The organism is Clostridium bornimense, assembly GCF_000577895.1.
GTDB lineage: Bacteria > Bacillota > Clostridia > Clostridiales > Clostridiaceae > Clostridium_AN > Clostridium_AN bornimense.
The window spans coordinates 1,265,525-1,284,642 of sequence record NZ_HG917868.1 but is presented as its reverse complement, the minus strand read 5'-3'; the positions used below and the strand labels follow the sequence as shown (position 1 = coordinate 1,284,642).

Sequence of the window (19,118 nt, the reverse complement as noted above, 5' to 3'; positions counted from 1 at the left end):
CCTATTATAATTTTGCAAATTTAACTCTACTATAGGATCCATTAGATATAATATATCCTTCTCCTTTAGATAAATATTTTTCATTGTATCCAAATTTTAATTTAACATCAAAAAATCTTCTATTCTCTAACTTATCTAAGTAAATTCCAAAATTATTTTTTCGTATATTTGAAATATAGTCAAGATTATAACTATGCTGACTAATAGTATTTTCATCACAAGCAAATACTATATTAATACCTAATACATAATCTTTTGTAACAATCCTATTAATTATATTTTTTATTTCTATATTTTTTTCTGTTATTTTAATAAATTCTTCAAAATCATCAATAAAAATAACTATGTTTTTAAATATTGGTGTTTCTTTCGAATTTTCTTTTATAAAATCATTTAAACTACTTCTTCTCCTATTTAATTCTTCATCAATATCAAAAAATAAATCTATTATTTCCTCTTCATTTTTTATAACTTTAGATGTATTATTGAATCTGTTAATTCCTGCAAGACCATATCCTGATGAGTTTAAAACTATCATAGATATATTATCTCTTCTACTTAATACATCCATAATTACTTTCATTATATTTCTTTTTCCCATACCATTCTTTCCTATAATAGGTAGTGTAGCATTTTGAAAAATATCTACAAATGATAATTGAATTTCCTCTATATCAATTCCAATTGGAATTATTCCATCTCTATCAATTTTCTTAAATTTAGCATCATTATAAATATCACTAAGCATTAGTATTTTAGGTACTGACGGTATTTTAGTAGATTTTACTGGATATTTAATATTTCTATTAGCGATAACTTTTTTCATATTAGAAACTCTTTCTATTTCCGTTTCTCCTTTAACAGGAAGTGCTCCTTGAAATTCATAAATTTCATCTTCTTTAAACAAACCTCTTCCTTTTGAACTCTCTGGTAATATTTCTGGAATTCTTCCAAATATATTACTATATTCAGACTTCTCTACACAATTCAATGAGAAACTTGTTTTAAAATTAACACTCATCTTATATCTTATACTACTACTATTTGTAGCTGTTATAAGCAATACTATTCCCAAGTTTGCACCTTCCCTAGACAAAACTATAAAGTCATCTTCATTGTTAGGATATAATTCTTGGCAAGCTGAGAAGTTATCTACAATTATAATTATATTAGGCAAATCCTTATATCCAGCTTCTTTATATGCAGCATAAGAACTTACCCCCATATCTGATAATATTTCTTTTCTTCTATTAACTTCTTTTCTAATAAATTTTATAAAATTATTCATCATCTCTTCATTATTTGCAGTTACTACCCCACCAACTATATTACTGTCTTCAAATATCTTAAGAGCCATTGTTCCAAAATCTAAAATGTATATATTAATGTCCTCTGGTGAATATCTTTTAATAAGAGAAATAATGATAGTTTGTAATAATGTTGTTTTACCAGTGGTTGGTGCTCCAAAAAATATTGTATGACCTTCTTCTAATTTCAACAGCAAAGGCTTTTGCGTTTGACTTTTAGGCATATCAATTATTCCTATTACTGCAGATATATTACTTTTTATACTTCTATCAAACTTTTCTAATTCATCATAAGTAATACTTGTAGGTAATGGTGGCATCCATGGACATGGTATTTCTGTTATATTTCTTTTTGAACAAACTTTCTTTATTTCTTCAACTATTATCTCTAGTTGAGTTTTACTAAACTTATTTTCGTTTTCTTCATTTGTTGAATATAAACTTTTTCTCGTTCCATCTATACCAATCTCGTATATATCTATTTCTTTTTTATTTAAATCGTTATCCTCATACTTCTTAGCTCCACTCCAAGCTGATTGAAATAATTCAAACACCTCATTATTTCCAACTTGAAAATAGCATCTTCCAGATTCCACTATATTTGCTGCTAATGGTGATTTAATTATTTCATTACTATCGCTAGCATCTTGTACTTTTAAACACAATTTAAATTTAGAATTTGACCATATTTGATTATCTACTACTCCAGCTGGTTTTTGAGTTGCCAAAATCAAGTGAACACCCAAACTTCTTCCAATTCTCGCTGTAGTAACCAATTCATTCATAAAATCTGGTTGATCATGTTTTAATTCTGCAAATTCATCAGCTACTATAACTAAATGAGGCATTGGTTCTTTTGCAATACCAGCTTTATATAACTTCATATATGAATTTATATGATTAACGTCAAATTTATCAAAAAGACGTTGTCTCTTTTTTAGTTCACTTTTTATAGAAATTAATGATCTCGCTATTTTATTGCCATCTAAATTAGTAATTGTACCTACAAGATGTGGTAAATCTTTAAGCTGATTAGCCATTCCTCCACCTTTATAATCAATAATAATGAAAGTGACATCATGAGGATGAAAATTAATAGCCATTGACAATAGAAAAGTTTGTAACATTTCACTTTTCCCTGAACCAGTTGTACCGGCAACTAACCCATGTGGGCCATGAGATTTTTCATGTATATCTAAATTTATAATTTCTCCACTAGCGTTTATTCCAAGTGGTACAGCCATAGACTCATATATTTTATTTTCATTCCATAATCTATCTATATTTAACTCATTTACATTATTAATATTGTACAAATCAAATAATGTATAATTACTTGGTAATAAATTGTGATTAAAGCTATTTTTTACATATACCGGTGCAAGATGCTTAGCATACTCCTCCATATCATATTCTTCTATATTTTCATGGGTAAATTTTATCTTCTGAGCATCATCTTTAACATTTCTTAATACGCCTTCATTAGGAGTATTAACTTCAATGATATATTTACACTCCTTAGGAATTAATTCTATATAATCATATAAAAAAATTCCTGATACACCAATGGAATTATTACTCTCTATTAGAGGCATTATAGGCTCATTTTCAATTAGTGATGGATCTGTAAAAAATATAACATAATGAGCACTATTTTTATCTTTAATTAAAGAATAAATACTATTTAAAACTCTGTGAGTGCTATTTTTATCATAAGCTAAAAATCTTACATCTCTTTTATCATCCCAAACATGAGGCAACCACCTTAGCCAATTCCACTTATTTAACTCATCTACTGGAAAAATAAATGCTATCTTTATATCCTCATAACTGTATTGTGCTGTTAATTTTATAAGTAAAGATGTTAAAAAACTTGTAGTATACTCTCTTTTTCCTATTACTCCAATAGGAGCATCCTCTTTCAAATCTATAGTAATATTACAAGGATCTACAAAAGTATTATTCCTAACTAAATTATTTGCTTTTTTTCTTAACTGATCCTCATCAAAATTATCCATATCTTTCGGTCCATTTATAGAAAATGAAATTGGTACCTTTCCTTTTCCAAGTGATATTTTTAAATAGTCAGGATCGCTTTTTATCCTCTCCCATAACTCTCTTGCAAATTCATTGACTCTCTCTATACAAAGACTTTCTCCAGGATTCATATTATTAGTAATTCTTATTTGTTCACTTTTAAGTATCGATATATCTGTATTACATTTTTCAAGATATTCATTATATTTCATTTCTCTCATCATACAATTTTTCTTGTATTCATTATTTTGTATAAAATAAACAATTAACGATACCACTGCCGATATACCCATAATTCCCATGGAATATACCCTATATTTAACTCCTTGTCCATTTAATATCAGAAACATAAAAACACTACCTATTAATGGAATAACCGAGGTTATTATCATATTTGAAGGCTTTGATGGTTTTTCTGGTGGTTCACAAACTTCAATATCATCCTGAGGTAATCGTTCTATAATTCTTGGACTTCTTTGTAAACAAGGATATTTAAGTAATGAGTCTTTTATATCCTTTATGTATATATTCAATCCCCTAATTTCTATATTTTCATTATTCTTAGATATACATAAACAACTATTTTTAAATAAAAACTTATAACCACATATTATAATAAAGTCATTCTCACATAAATAAGTACGTCCTTCAACCTTTTTTCCATTTATAAAAACGCCAAACCTTGAATTTAAATCTGTTATATAGAAATTATGACTACTATCTAATGCTATTTTACAATGAGCCTTATCAACAAAAGTATCACTTATAATAATTTCATTATCAGCATCGCTACCTACTCTTATTTCTTCAATATTATTCATCGGTATCACTTTATCATAATTTTCATCGCTAACTAAAAAATCTATAAAAAGATTCATCCTAAACAATTCAATTTTATTTATTTTATCTTTTATAATAATTTGGTCACCATTATTTAATATCTTGGATGCACCATGTATACCATTAAAAGTAAGATGTGCATTTTCTAATTCTTCTACTTGCCATGATTTATTAACTTTATTTAACTGAATTGTTATTGATTCTCTAAATGGTAACTTAACTTTTATACTACATTCATCAGTGTTTCCTATTTTAATGTGTTCTTCATGTAGCAAATTTAAATCTACTTCTCTATAAAAGTTTTTATTTCTGATTATCAAGATATTTGTAAAATTTGAATTTACCACTATTATATCCTCCTATATTAATATTATCTCGCTTCCATGAGAAATATTGAAATTTTGTAACACATCTTTTCCTTTTAAAAAGCAAGTAGGATTTTTAGTCTTTATATAATATCCTGAAATTTCTATTCCCTTTTCTTCAAGATGCAATGCTTTATTTAAAGCACTACAGATTTCCTTCACTGTAATATCCACAGGTATCTCTAATTCAAATTTATCTTTTAAGTTTTCTATTGATATTGTCACTATAGCCCTTTCCATAAATTCTCCTATTCAATTATATTTTTAAATATTACTTGTTTTATATTATTATTAAATTCATTATTCTTTACCCAATGATTAATACTGCTACTTTCTGAAATCTCTTTAATTATAGGTATTCTACTAACTAAAGGTATTGAATATTCTTTAACTAAATCAATAGCATAATTACTCATTCCCTCTTCAAACTTATTAATAAGAAGTTTCATCCTATCCTTCTGTTCCATTTGTCTCAAAACAATATCTCCTTTAATTTTTCCTATCATATTCTGAAGAAGTATAAGAAAAATATTGTCTGAGTTATTAAATACCGATGTACACGCTGTCATAGTGTTTAATCCTAAATCAACAATTATATAATCATATAGATTTATTTCTTTTATTTTTTTCAACAAATCATCTATATTATTTACTACTGTTTCCATATCTAAAATGTTCTCAAATGGTAAAAAATAATCTATACCAGTAATCTCATCTCTTCTAACAATCAAAGATAACCTTTCTCTAAACTTCAAAAAATCTTCTTTTGCATAGCAAGATAAATATGCTATATTCTTTCTTGAGTTTTCACATTGAAAAAAAGCCTTTGTAGATTGTATATCTTCAAGATTCAAATATAATACTTTATAATTTACTCTTGAAAGAACTACTGCTGTTCCTAATGATATAGTTGTTGTTCCGCTTCCTCCTATAGGTGAATAAAAGGTTATAATCTTACTTCGTTCTATATTATTTTTATTTATTCCACTAATTTTTTTCTCACTACAAATTATTTTTATATCTCTTAAAATTAAAGTTATCGGTTGAAATTTTTTTACTACTGGTAAGTTATATGATCTTTCTTCTTCATCATCTTGTAATATAATTATGTTCTTAAATTGATAATCTTTTATCTCTTGAAAATAAAGCTTTGAAGAAATAATAAGAATATCAGCATCCTTTGGAGCATAAGTAGTAAAAAACTCTTTTGTTGTAAAACACATAATTTTATATTCTTCTCTCTTCTTATGAATATATCTTTCAAAACTGTTGATAAAATCTTCATCTTCATCAACTACAACTAAACTATAAACATACATATATACATCAGTACATAATTTATGTACCATCCTCCTATTTTATTTCAAATTTACCATCAACATTAGCTAGTCTTATGCTATCTCCGTCATTTAAAAGGTATCTATTATTACTCTTTAATCTTGCTCCATTTAAATAAGTCCCATTTTTAGAATTCAAATCAACTAAGTAATACTTTTCATCATCTTTTATTATTTCACAATGAATTTTTCCTATAGCTTTACTTTCTGTAATTAAGTCAACTTCACCTATCATTCGTCCAATCTTAAAACTTGCCTTATTTACTACCACTCTTTCACTAATTCCACCCTGATTTAATGTTATATATCCACACTTAAATTCTTCTGATAAGTTACTACTTAATAAGATAGTATCATTACTTATATCTACTTCTTTAATTTCATTTTTCTCCTTTACTTCCTTAGTATCTTTCTTTACTCCAAATGAAGTTATTATAATTAACATATACAAAAGTATTAAGATATAAATAAATAGTTTTATATATGGCTTATCTAACAAACCTGTTATGTACATTAACGAAATAACTAAACCTATAATTATTTGAGCTGCTATTATATTTTTAAAATTGACTTTTTTATCTTTTTTTATATTTTCTATAGCCCCAATATCTTCTTCCAATTTTTCTGTTAATGCATTACTATCAGACTCTTTATTATATAAAGTATTCATTTTTTCTCTAACTGCTAAATTTGTAATTGTTTTTGCATTGCTAATTTTGCTTAAATCCTTTTCTTCTACCTTATCTGATAATAAATTATATAAATCACTTATTGTGGAATCCTTATCTCTTACTAATTGTATTAATTTATCACACTTACCTGTATAATCTTCAAAATCAACATCAACATACTCAACATATAAAGATTTAATAATTTCTTTTAATCTATCTTCTACAATTTCCTTTTCACCTGTATAGTTTATTGGTATATATATAATCACTATTTCTTTGGTATCAATATCTATATATATGTCTTCTAAATCAAGAAATTCTATACCATTTTCTAATATCAACTCCTCATAGCTATTCAGAACTTTTACCATATTTTTCGCTATCAAGATAAATTCACTTTTAGTAATATTTTTGCCTTTTAAATAACTCTCTAATGATATTTTATTTCCTATATCATAACGTAATTTTATTTTTTCATTAAATTGACTTATACTCATTATTAATGAACTATTGGATGAATTGTTTTCTATCATTTTTACTTCATAACTTACTAATTTGTATGTTGGCCCAATTAGTGCTACGAAAAAACCCTTATTACCATCCTTTTCGATATATTTCTCTATATCAATTAACTGACTATCCATCTTTTAACCCCTTACCTTTTTATAAATTTAATAATTCTTCCTATTACACCATTTATATCTTTCTCTATATCTAAGATTATCGCAGATATGTTATCTCTTTCCCCTCTGCTCTTAACGATGTCTATAGTTTCTTTTAACCTTTCTTCTTTATTAGTATCATTAAATATATTACAAATTTCAGTATCTTCTAATCTATTACTAAATCCATCACTACATAATATAAACTTATCTCCATCTTTTATTGAACCTATTTTGTTATATATTTCTATTTCTTCTCTTATTCCTATACATTGCAACAAAATATTTTTTTCTTTACTAACCCTTGATTCCTCTAAAGTCATTTCTCCATTTTTTACTTTTAAAGCAACCAAAGAATGATCCTCCGTTAATTGCTCTAATTCCTTTTCAAACTTATAAATCCTTGAATCTCCAACATGAGCTATGTAATATTTTCCTTTTACTATTAATAAGATTGATGCAGTAGATCCTAAACTTATGTCATTTTCTTCTCCATACATAGATACCTTATTATTGCAATCGTATAATATTTCATTAATAGAATTAATTATTTCCTTATCAGTCAGCGATGGTAATAACTTCATTTGCTTGTTCCACCACTCTTCAAATGTACTTTTACATATTCCACTAGCTTTATCTCCTCTTTTTAATCCTCCTAATCCATCAAAAATTGCAAAAATTCCATGATTTCCTTTAGGTCCTATTGCTAGCTTTGTAATAATACTATCTTCATTTACTTTTTTTATTACTCCTACATCTGAAATAGCCCTAGTAGCTATTTTATATTTCTTCATTATATACTCCTTAGTCCCTTTTATATATAAAATTTTCTTTAATATCCATTTTTATAATTTAATTCTTATAAATATATTTTATGTATTTTTTCAACATTTTTCAAGCTTTTTCCTTTTTATTCGATTTTTTATATATAAAAAGGGCTGTTACACAATAAAAATAAAATCAACTTTGTGCACCAGTCCTTTTTATATTCAATCTCATATCAAAGATATAATGTCATAATTCCTTTGTTAAATCTAATTCACACTCTTTCTTATCACAAAGAATGTTGATACCTTCTAAAGTTTTCAAAACATATTCCTCACCTATATCTACAACCTTAGAAATTCTATTTTTCAAGTTCTCAATATCCCCTTCTCTTATCATAGAATTAATTTCTCTTGTTATTTTAGCATTCTCTTTATATAAATTTAGTTTAGACATTTCCTTTTCATAAATTTCATTTTCATCTACACTATTTAATATATCTGCTGCTTTATCACATTTACTTATGCTATGATTTCCATTACTCATTAATCCCATAAATGGCATAATTGAAGTTAAAGATCTTAATGCACTATCTTCATCACCTTTGAACAAATATAACATACCATCAATCCCCTGTGTTATATTTGAATCTTTTGCAATGATATTTTCATTACTCTCTTCTACATTGAGTAACTTATCCGTATTAAGCTTATTAATATCTATCACATTATTAATATATAACTTACTTTCTTTTCGTATCTCATTTGCCAATTCATCATCAGTATCTGAAATTTCTTGTATATATTTCTTAAAATCTATAATAAAATTTCTTACTTTTTCCTCTTCTGAACTTAAATTTACTATTTTATCTTCTAAACATTGATTTAATAATCTTATATCAGAATTTTTATCTTTAAGAGTATTTAATTTATATATTGCATTATTTATACTATTCTTTTCTCTAGATATATTATCTAATACAAATTCTAAATTTTTTGCAAGATTTCCACACTCACTATAATTTATCTCTATTCTTCCCATATAATTATAGCCTATCGCCAAAGGCTTCCCCCTGACTTTCTATAGTTTCCATTTTATCTGCAACTTTTGATAAAATACATCTTAAAAATTCTATTTTTTTGATATGTTCACCTAATCCTTTATCCCAATCTAAGTACACCACATCAAAAAATCTATCTTTTGTCTTTCCTTCCCAACTTTCCTCTCTTAATTCTTTCAAACTATTATTTATAGCTATACGTGCATCTTCTAAAGTATCAATACTTTCTTTATATAAAGCTTCAGCTTCTCTAAGCTTACAAGGATCTACTGAAAAATCCACTTATATCACCTCTCTAATATGCTATTTACAACATCAATTATTTTTTCATCTTCTACTGTATCTCTTTTGTTTTTTAATTCTTTTGCTAATGTATTTAACTCTTTTACTTCATCTACTGTAGTTATCTTTATAATACCTTCACTATAGGTGATTGCTTCATCATATTGTTGTAATTCTATCATTACCATTATCCTTAAAATCATTATTCTTATCTCATAAGGATTACTTATTGATAGTAATTTATATTTTTCTTCAAGCTTGTTGAAGTATTTTATACTTTTCTCTTTATCTTGAGCTTTTATAGCATAGCCTAATATGTATAAACCAAACCATACAAATTCACTGTTACTATTTTCTACTTCATTTAAGAATCCTAAAAATCTTTCTGCCATGGAATAATTTTTTAATTTAATACTATACATTCCAACAAGATATACTATTTCTGAGTTTTCTTCATTATATACACTATCTTCCATAAGTATTTTAATTGCTTCATCATAATCTTCTTTTAAAGCCATAATTTTCGCTCTAACTATAGAAAAATCACTATAATATATATTATCTTTAGGTATGCTATTAATAATATTAATAGACTTATCATATTCATTTATATACATATAATACTTAGCATAATCCAACATAATAATAGTATCTTTACCCAATACCTCTATGGCACTGTTTAAAATATCTATAGCCTCATTGCTTCTCTTCATATTCATCAAAAATGTAAATAAAAGATGATATCCATCATATTCATCACCATTGTATTTAATCATTTTTCTTAATTCTTCTTCACATTCATTATATCTATTTGTTTTTAGATATATTAGATATTTTCTGTACCTGGAACTAATAAAACTCTTATTCTTTCTAAGACTACGATCATAATAATTAAGTGCATGTCCCAATTTATTTTGATCTTCATATATTAATCCTTTATAGTAAAAAATATATTCACTATTATATCCTTTTTCAATTGCTAGACTTAAATATTCAAAACATGTGCTTATATCTTTCTTTTTTTGATATAAAGTTGCTATCTTGAAGTATATTAATGGATCATCTTCTCCTCTTTTTATCAAAGACTTTAATATGTATAAACTTTCATCGTATTTTTTCATATATTCATATACTTTAGATATTTTTAAAAATACTTCTTTAGTGGGTTGATATTCACTTATATCTTGCAAGGTTTCTAATGCTAAATCATATTTATTAAATTGAATAAACAAATCTACTATTTCCATTTTTTCATCCATAATAACCACCATTACCTCTACATTCATTTTATTTCTTCAATTTTTTACTAAAACACCTTGTTAATAATACCACTATTCATTTCTAATTCATTATTTAATATACTTTCCAATGACTTTTGTATTTTATCTAAATCATCGCTTAAATTTATATTAATCTTATTAATACCTTCCTCTAAGCTATTAATATTAGAAAAATACATTCCATTCAACAAGTCTTTTACAGCTTTTTCCTTATGCCTTTCCACTTCTCTACTAAAATTTAATGCATTAACTATTTCTGCTTTACCTTCATTGATAGATTGTGTGAAATAACTCTTATCTATAACACTCACTGCAATAAGTCACCTCCTTTATTCTTTTAATATACTATTAGTACCACTATAATCGGCCTCTAAAAATGTACTTTTAACACTATTTAAATTATCAAGCAATTCATGTAGTCCATTTACATATTCATTAAAAGAATTTTTTATAATTTCACTATTTTCAAAATATGCATCACTACTCTTTCCTGTCCATACATCTCTTAAACTTTCATCAGCCTGATTAATCTTAGCTCTTATACCTTCAATATCTGTAATAATATTACTAATAGATGATATAGCCTCTTCAAATTTATCAAAATCTGCTGATATTATATCACTCATTTTCTACACCCCTTACTTAACCTAATTTATTTTTTCTACTCCTTAAGAAATATATTGTTATTCCTATTATGAAAATAATAATACCTGATATAATACATGTTCTTGCTATTATCCCTACAGAACTCTCTTTTATAGTAAAGATATATTCTAAATCACCAGTTTCATTTCCCACATCATCTATAGCATTAACTATTAATTTATAATTTCCTACTTTATCTATTGCATAAGGATACTTTTCATTTTCTTTTAAGAAATCAACTAATACATTATTGTCACCATCTAATAATTGAAGCTTTGTAAATTTATCCTCATCTTCATTTCCCATATTTAGCTTTTCTAAATCTATATTTAATTTCATATTTAATATAAAGGGTAATAAATTTTTTCCTTTTTCTAATGTCCTCTCTGACTTATTATCAATTAATAAAGGTCTAGGAGCCGTACCATCTATGTATATATCATACGTAAATTCATTTGATACATTTTTAGCCATATCTTTTGCCATAAGATATATTGTCTTCTTTCCATCTTCTTCTATAGGATCATCAACATTCCACTCTTTTGTTCCATTATCATCAGTAAGTCTACATATAACTTCATCAATATATTTATCTTCTATATTAAAATAGTCACTAATAATAAATCCCTTTTTAAATGCCATTGGTTTATTTATGTCTATCTTAGTAGAAGTTATATTAGGTTTTGTTTTATCAATTATTAACTTTATCTTCAAATCTTCTGAACACTTATTGCCTGCCAAATCTGTTATGCTTCCATTTATCTCATATTCCCCTTCCTCTGATAAAGTTATCTCTTTTACCATTTTATCTTTATCAACAGTTATTAATTTAATATCGCTATCTACGATATCTACACCATTATTAACAATAGATATGCCATTTAAATCTATATTTTCATCTTTTAAATTAACTTTATATGTTATATCCTTATTTACAAATCCATCAAAACTGGTTTCTAATTTTATAGTAGGTAAAGTTCTATCATATATAACTCTATTTTTTTCTATATCATTAAAAGATTCTATTTTTGTTGTATTTCCAGCTATATCCTTAACTATAATTTCTACAGGAATTTCTCCTTCCATAGCTTCTTTCTCTTTTTTAGGAATTGTATATTTTACATATAATTTATTACTTTTTCCACTAGTCTTATCATATATATCTCTATTAAAAATTAATGCTGATTGTATTTCTACTTCATGATTTGTAGCTATATCTATTTTTATATCATCACCATTTTTTGCATAACCACTATTTTTACCAGTTGATTCTATAGATTGGTCAGTTTTTATAGGAGCATAATATGTAATTTTATAGTCATCATCATCGTAAACATTCTTAGTTATAGATGTATTAGCCGCTTCATCTTCTATGGTTATATTAAAATCAACTATATCTAAATCTGATATATCTCCATTTTTAACATAATACTCACCACTCCATTTAGTTTTATCCTTATTACTAGTAAATTTTATATTCTTTCCTGCAATAGTAGAGTTACTTAAATAAGTTTTATGATTTGTAGTAAAATTTATAGTTATAACATCACCATTTTTTGCATATTTATTTTCTTTATTGCTAGATGAAATTGAAAAATCTGATACTATAATTGGTGCAAAGTATTTTATTTTTGTTGTATCTAATTGATTTCTAATGACAGGTTCATTGCCAGCAACATCATTCACTTCTAACTTCATAGTTATTTCTTCATTATCTTTAATATCACCATTTTGTATTCTATATTCTCCACGCCAATGAAATCCATCATCACTTTTCATCTCTATATCTTTGCTAGCTATTGTACTTTCCATTATATTTACAGGATGCGTAGTATTAAATGTAACTTCCACTACATCATTATCTTTAGCTTTTGTATCATCCTCATTATCTGTTGAAAATTTCAAGTTATTTATAACAATTGGTGCATAATAAATAACTGAATCAATAGATGTCTCATCTATACTTATGGTATTTCCAGCATCATCACTTAGATTCACTTCAAATGGCACTTTAGTATTATCTTCTATATCTATAGTGGGATTACTATATGTAATTATCCAAGAATTATTATTTTCTTTTTTATCAATATTTGTTTCATTAGCAATTGTAGTATTATCTAAAACTTTTACACTATGATTTGTTTCTAATTCAAGCAATAGTTCATCACCATTTATTGCCAAATTCCCATTTTTATTATTACTAGATTGAAACTTTACCTCACTGATATCTATAGGTCCATAATATCTAATGGAATTTGAACTAAAAGTTTTTTTATCTCCTAATGCATCACTTATTATTACTGATAATTTAATATCCTCTTGATCCAAATAAGTATTTTCCTCTATTTTATACTCAATTATCCAATTTTTATTATCCTTATCATTTTTAACTTTATCCCTATCCATAGTCTTTCCATTTACACTTATCTCTTCTATCTCAACAGGTCTTATAGTATTAAAAGTCCATATGATATTATCTCCATTTCTTCCTATAAGGTTATTGTTACTGTTATTAGATTTAACTATATTATCTTCAAAATCTAGAGGTGAATAATATTTTAATTTTACGTTGTAATCTTCATTATTTATTAATTCATTCCATTTATCTTTGTCAATATTTAAAATATTGCCAGCTAAATCCTTTAACTTAAAAATAACATCTACATATTGTCCTTCTAGATTTTTATCTCCTATAAATTTTGTTTTAATATCCCATTTATTCAATGATTTATTACTAACATTAACATTATTTCCACCTATAGATACTATTCCACCTTCAATACTAACCTTATTATTTGTCTTAATTAATAGTTGTACTTCATCATCATCTCTTAAAATACTCTCTCCATTGTCATTTTTCTTAGTATTATCTAATAATAATTCCTCAATAACTATTGGAGAATAATATTCTATACCTGTTTTCACCGTTTCATTAAAAGTTGTCTTATTTTTATCTTCATATATTATATTTAAAGGTATATTCTCTACACTATCCTTAATCTCTTCTATTGTGTATGTTATATACCATACTTTACTAAATTCTTTTTCTGTTTTCTTACTAATAGTAGCTTGTTTATCTAATAATTTAGCTTCTGTTAACTTAACTGCTTTATTCATAGTTAATTTTATTGATATTGTATCATTTACTTTTGATATATTATTTTTATTTGCATTATTAGAATTGCATTTTAGATTTTTAATTTGAGTTTTTACTGAATCTCCAACACTTTCATATTTATAATTTATATCTATTAATTCAATTTCACCTTCATTTGATACATTATCACTATAAGCTATTTTGAAAACTCCATTTAAAAATCCATCTTTAACACTATCATTTTTTATATCTCCTATGCTGAAAACTGCTTCATATTCATTGCTATCATTTTTCTTTGCTTTTCTTGCATATTGATCATTAAAAGTTACTATTATCGACTCATCATCTACGCCAGCTCCATTATCTCCATCACTTATATTGAATGTTATCTTTAAATTTTCATTATCATTTACCGACGCTTCATTAATTTCATTCTCATTCTTAATACTAGTTGTATCTATCTTATGATTTAATAATACTGGTTTATCATAATCATTTCTTATTTCTAATTTACTAATTTCACTACGTTGATCTACTGTATCTGGTACTTTCTCTGTAGATGGCATCACTAAATAATATATTTCGTTGTTTATATTATTTATCTCATTCACCTTACATTTCTCATTGCTAATTTTATAACTATTAATATACGAATAGCTATTGTCAGAAGTTTTATTATATAAAGCAATTACATCATTTTCATTAAATTCTTCTCCCACTACTAAAACTACATCTCCAGTGATTCCTCTATATCCTTTTATACTGCTAAATTCAGTACCTTTTGCATATTTAGTACTAAAACCTAATATAAAAATACTATTGAATAAAATAAATAAAGAAACCATTATTATCTTATTTCTACTTAAATATACTTTTCTCATCTTTTCCTCCCATAATAACCCTATATTTCATCTAAAATATTAGTAGTAGCTTCTGCAGCTATCAACGCTGTAGCATAATTTTCTGCAATAGTAAGTAATTCGGTATTATCCACACTATTATTATTTTTGATTATTATAGTATTTTCATTTTCTATATTCATCTCAACAATTTCATCTTTTTTGTAATTTTTTTCACTTATTCTCTTTCTACTAATTTTAGTAATTTTATACTTAATAGCCTCTATAATATTAAACTTAAAAAATATACTTATACTTATTATTAAAAATATTGTTGAAAATACAATGCCACCATAAAATAAAATTTCATACATACCTTACCCCTCAATTCCTAATAATTCCATGCGTTTTTTTAATGCACTAAACTGAGATAATGCTGAATTTGATATTTCTTTACTTTCCCCTTTAATATTTAAAACTTTTTCATACGCTTCTTTTATTTTTGTAAAATTTCTTTTTGTTGAATTGGATTTTGCAAATTCTATATCTATATAACTTTGCGTTAAACCCATAGCAATTTGAAAATTAGATGGATATTTTGATAAACCATCTTCATATATATTAGCTGCAGTATTTATATAACCTAATACTTCTTCATCTATATCATTATTTTCTTCTGGTATATTATAAGTATCAAATAATGCCTTATATACATTTCCTTTCTTTAATATCATTCCTTGAGATAACTCATCATTAAGATCATCTAAATATTGGAACCATAACTTTGTATTATTTAAAATTTCTCTTTTACTATCTATATCTTCAGTACATAATGCCCAATTATACAAGTTAGATGCAACAGTCTCATACATTGTTAATATAGAATTAAATTTCAATTCTTCTCCTTGTGAGCTCATATCTATTATTTCCTTTGCTTTAGAACCTAAATCAAAAATTTTTCTATATGAATTCTCTAGTTTATCAGGATATGTATTGTATATATTTATTATTGTATTATAATTATTAAGTTTATCTTCTATTGATATTGCAGTAGCATTACTAGTATAACTTTCAAGTTCTAATAGTGCATTATTCAACTCTTGAAAATCCTGTGTTCCTATATCTCTTGATTTATTTAATGCTATAATACCTAATGTTTTAAGCTCACTTTTACTTATGTCTCCTTCCTTATACTCTTTACTATCTTTAATAATTCTTATATAATCGTTGGCATATCCTGAATAAATAGGATCATTTACCTCTATACACTTTTGTGATATTACATACAACAACTTGCCATTATCTTTTATTGGAGAGTATTCGTTATCTATATATTGTTTTATTGTATCAATGGCATATTTTGTTTTATCTATGTAATCATTATTATCATATGGTAATAACAAATAAAATAACTTTAAATACGGTTCCAATTCTGAAGGTTTATACTCTATTGCTTTCTTATATTCTTCTTTAGCTAAATCAGTATTGTTATTACGTTCATATTCAATACCATTACTTAAAGCAGTATAATAGCTGTCTATTGCATTTTTCTTCATACCATAATTACCTATAAACACAGAAACTAAAGATAAAATAAAAAGTATACATACAATCATAAAAGCTATTAACTTCTTATTAATTTTTTTATTGTATGCTTTATTTAATGTATCTATCTTGTTTAAATCTTCTCTTAATTCTCTGCAATTCTGATATCTTTCTACAGGATCTTCCTTAACACATTTTTTTATTATATATTCTAGTCCTTCAGATATCTTTGGATTAATTTCTCTAATTGAATTAACTTGATCTGTACTTCCTGTAGGTTGTATCCCTGTAATTAGATGAAATATTGTAATACCTAAACTATATATATCAGTTCTTTCATCTAAGCATCCTCCTTTGTATTGTTCTGGAGCTGCATATCCTCGCGTACCTACTTTAGGACCAGATTCCTTTTCCCCCCTAATACATTCTTTAGCTATACCAAAATCTATAAGCTTCACTCTTCCATTCTGAGTCAACATTATATTATCTGGCTTCATATCTCTATAAACTATAGGATTTTCTCTAGCATCATGTAAATATTCAAGTATATCTGTTAAAAGTTTTGCCCATCTAACTACATCTTTTTCATTTTGTGCACCTTCTACCTTAACTTTCTTTCCTAAAGATATTCCATCTATAAAATCCATACACACAAAATAATATCTACTATTTTCTATTCTATCCACTATACGAGGAACATCAGGATGATTTAATGATGCTAAAAGTTCAACCTCTTTTTTAAATACTTCTAAATCTATGCTTGATCTTTTATCTATCCTTTTTATTGCCCAATATGAATCTAAAGTTAAATCTTTTGCTAAATAAACAGTACTCATTCCACCTTTACCTAGTTGCAACACTATCTGATATCTGTCTTTTAGCACCTTTCCAATAAGATTCATAACTTTCCTCCTAAAACTTTTTACTTTTATGATTATACAACATATTACATTTTTCTTATGTATATTTGTGTCGAATATATAAAATTTTATCATTTATTAGGTTTTTATGTATTTTTTATATTTAGCATAATCTATTAAAAATAATAAAAAAAAGCAAGATAGATTTTAAGAGAAAATAAAAATACCTATAAGAAGTAATCTTCTTATAGGTATTTTTATAATAATTTAAATGCTTCTAAAAATCTATCTATATCTTTTTCACTATGTTTTACTGATAAAAATAACGACTCAAATTGTGATGGCGGTAAATAAATTCCATGTTTTATCATATGTATAAAATATTTTTTAAAAATATCTTTATCGCATTTCTTCACATCTTCATATCTTGACACTGATTCGTTATCAGTAAAAAATATAGTCATCATTCCTCCATATCTATTTATTACAATAGGTATTCCTTTTTCTTTGGCTATAGAATATAGTCCTTCTTCTAGTTGATTCCCTATATTATTTATATGATTATAATAACATAAGTTACTTTTTAACTTATTTAAAGTTGCTAATCCAGCAGACATAACTATTGGATTTCCAGACATAGTTCCTGCTTGATATACTGGTCCAAGTGGTGCCAACTGTTCCATTACTTCTCTTTTTCCACCATATGCTCCACAAGGTAATCCACCACCAATTATTTTTGCATATGTTATAAGATCAGGTTTAACTTTAAATAAAGATTGAGCACCATTAAAATCTACCCTGAATCCAGTCATAACTTCATCAAAAATAAGTAATGATCCATATTCATCACAGAGACTTCTTAATGTATTCATAAAATTATCCTCTGCTTTTATAGCACCCATATTACCTGCCACTGGTTCAATAATTACTGCCGCAATTTCACTTCCATAAATACTGAATAGCTCTTTTATTTGTTCCTCATCATTATATATTCCAATAAGAGTATTCTTTATACTATCTTCTGGCACTCCTTGGCTACCGGGAATCCCATGTGTCAACACCCCTGAGCCAGCTTCTACTAAAAAGCCGTCAAAATGACCATGATAACACCCTGCAAATTTAACAATTTTATCTCTTTTAGTATAACCTCTAGCTAACTTAACAGCGCTCATAGTAGCTTCTGTTCCTGAATTAACCATCCTAACCATATCTACATTTTCCAAATTATTGCATAGAAATTTTGACATTTCTAATTCTAAGTTAGTTGGGGCTCCAAAAGCTAATGAAGACATAGCAGTATTTTTTATAGCTTCAACAACATCATCATCGCAATGACCTAAGATAAGTGGTCCCCAAGCTAAAACAAAATCCACATATTCTTTGTCATCTTCATCTCTAATAATTGAACCTTTACCTGACTTTATAATAGGTGGATTTATTCCTATATCCCCAAAGGCTCTGACAGGTGAATTTACTCCTCCTGGCATATAAAGCATAGATTCTTCAAATATTTCAGTGTTCTTCAA

The 19,118-nt window shown here is 26.0% G+C and carries 14 protein-coding genes; all 14 read right to left on the bottom strand.

Translation table 11 applies throughout. The annotated features are described in order from the left end of the window. Positions 1 to 4: 4 nt before the first annotated feature. Positions 5 to 4,531 (bottom strand): type VII secretion protein EssC, encoded by a 4,527-nt coding sequence (gene essC, locus CM240_RS05635; protein ID WP_051483717.1) that lies wholly within the window; start codon positions 4,529 to 4,531, stop codon positions 5 to 7. Between the two features lie 12 nt (positions 4,532 to 4,543). Beyond that, entirely contained in the window at positions 4,544 to 4,789 is a 246-nt protein-coding gene (locus CM240_RS05630) for an EsaB/YukD family protein (RefSeq protein WP_044037275.1), read from the bottom strand. Between the two features lie 8 nt (positions 4,790 to 4,797). Next, positions 4,798 to 5,898 carry an AAA family ATPase gene (locus CM240_RS05625; protein ID WP_044037273.1) on the bottom strand — a complete coding sequence of 367 codons (1,101 nt, stop codon included), beginning with the start codon at positions 5,896 to 5,898 and terminating at the stop codon, positions 4,798 to 4,800. Positions 5,899 to 5,902: 4 nt separating this feature from the next. Then, the gene (locus CM240_RS05620; protein ID WP_044037270.1) at positions 5,903 to 7,201 is read right to left on the bottom strand and encodes an FHA domain-containing protein; all 1,299 of its coding nucleotides are present in this window, start codon (positions 7,199 to 7,201) and stop codon (positions 5,903 to 5,905) included. Positions 7,202 to 7,212: 11 nt separating this feature from the next. After that, entirely contained in the window at positions 7,213 to 8,013 is an 801-nt protein-coding gene (locus tag CM240_RS05615; protein ID WP_044037267.1) for a PP2C family protein-serine/threonine phosphatase, read from the bottom strand. A gap of 220 nt (positions 8,014 to 8,233) precedes the next feature. Beyond that, on the bottom strand, positions 8,234 to 9,046 hold the full coding sequence (locus CM240_RS05610; protein ID WP_044037266.1) for a hypothetical protein: 813 nt from the start codon (positions 9,044 to 9,046) through the stop codon (positions 8,234 to 8,236). Further along, positions 9,030 to 9,326 (bottom strand): WXG100 family type VII secretion target, encoded by a 297-nt coding sequence (locus tag CM240_RS05605; protein WP_044037264.1) that lies wholly within the window; start codon positions 9,324 to 9,326, stop codon positions 9,030 to 9,032. Before CM240_RS05605 ends, CM240_RS05610 begins: the two co-directional genes overlap by 17 nt. Positions 9,327 to 9,331: 5 nt before the next feature. Further along, positions 9,332 to 10,585 carry a tetratricopeptide repeat protein gene (locus CM240_RS05600; RefSeq protein ID WP_044037261.1) on the bottom strand — a complete coding sequence of 418 codons (1,254 nt, stop codon included), beginning with the start codon at positions 10,583 to 10,585 and terminating at the stop codon, positions 9,332 to 9,334. 47 nt (positions 10,586 to 10,632) lie between these two features. Next, complete coding sequence (locus tag CM240_RS05595; protein ID WP_044037258.1) at positions 10,633 to 10,917, bottom strand: hypothetical protein; 285 nt, start codon at positions 10,915 to 10,917, stop codon at positions 10,633 to 10,635. 18 nt (positions 10,918 to 10,935) lie between these two features. After that, positions 10,936 to 11,232, bottom strand: a complete 297-nt coding sequence (locus CM240_RS05590) for a WXG100 family type VII secretion target (RefSeq protein ID WP_044037257.1) — start codon at positions 11,230 to 11,232, stop codon at positions 10,936 to 10,938. 16 nt (positions 11,233 to 11,248) lie between these two features. Then, entirely contained in the window at positions 11,249 to 15,229 is a 3,981-nt protein-coding gene (locus CM240_RS05585; RefSeq protein WP_044037256.1) for a hypothetical protein, read from the bottom strand. Between the two features lie 20 nt (positions 15,230 to 15,249). Next, positions 15,250 to 15,561, bottom strand: a complete 312-nt coding sequence (locus CM240_RS05580; protein ID WP_044037255.1) for a hypothetical protein — start codon at positions 15,559 to 15,561, stop codon at positions 15,250 to 15,252. Between the two features lie 3 nt (positions 15,562 to 15,564). Beyond that, positions 15,565 to 17,634: a serine/threonine protein kinase gene (locus CM240_RS16800; protein ID WP_051483716.1), complete on the bottom strand. Its 2,070-nt coding sequence runs from the start codon at positions 17,632 to 17,634 to the stop codon at positions 15,565 to 15,567. A gap of 215 nt (positions 17,635 to 17,849) precedes the next feature. Continuing rightward, complete coding sequence (gene hemL / locus CM240_RS05570; protein WP_044037254.1) at positions 17,850 to 19,118, bottom strand: glutamate-1-semialdehyde 2,1-aminomutase; 1,269 nt, start codon at positions 19,116 to 19,118, stop codon at positions 17,850 to 17,852.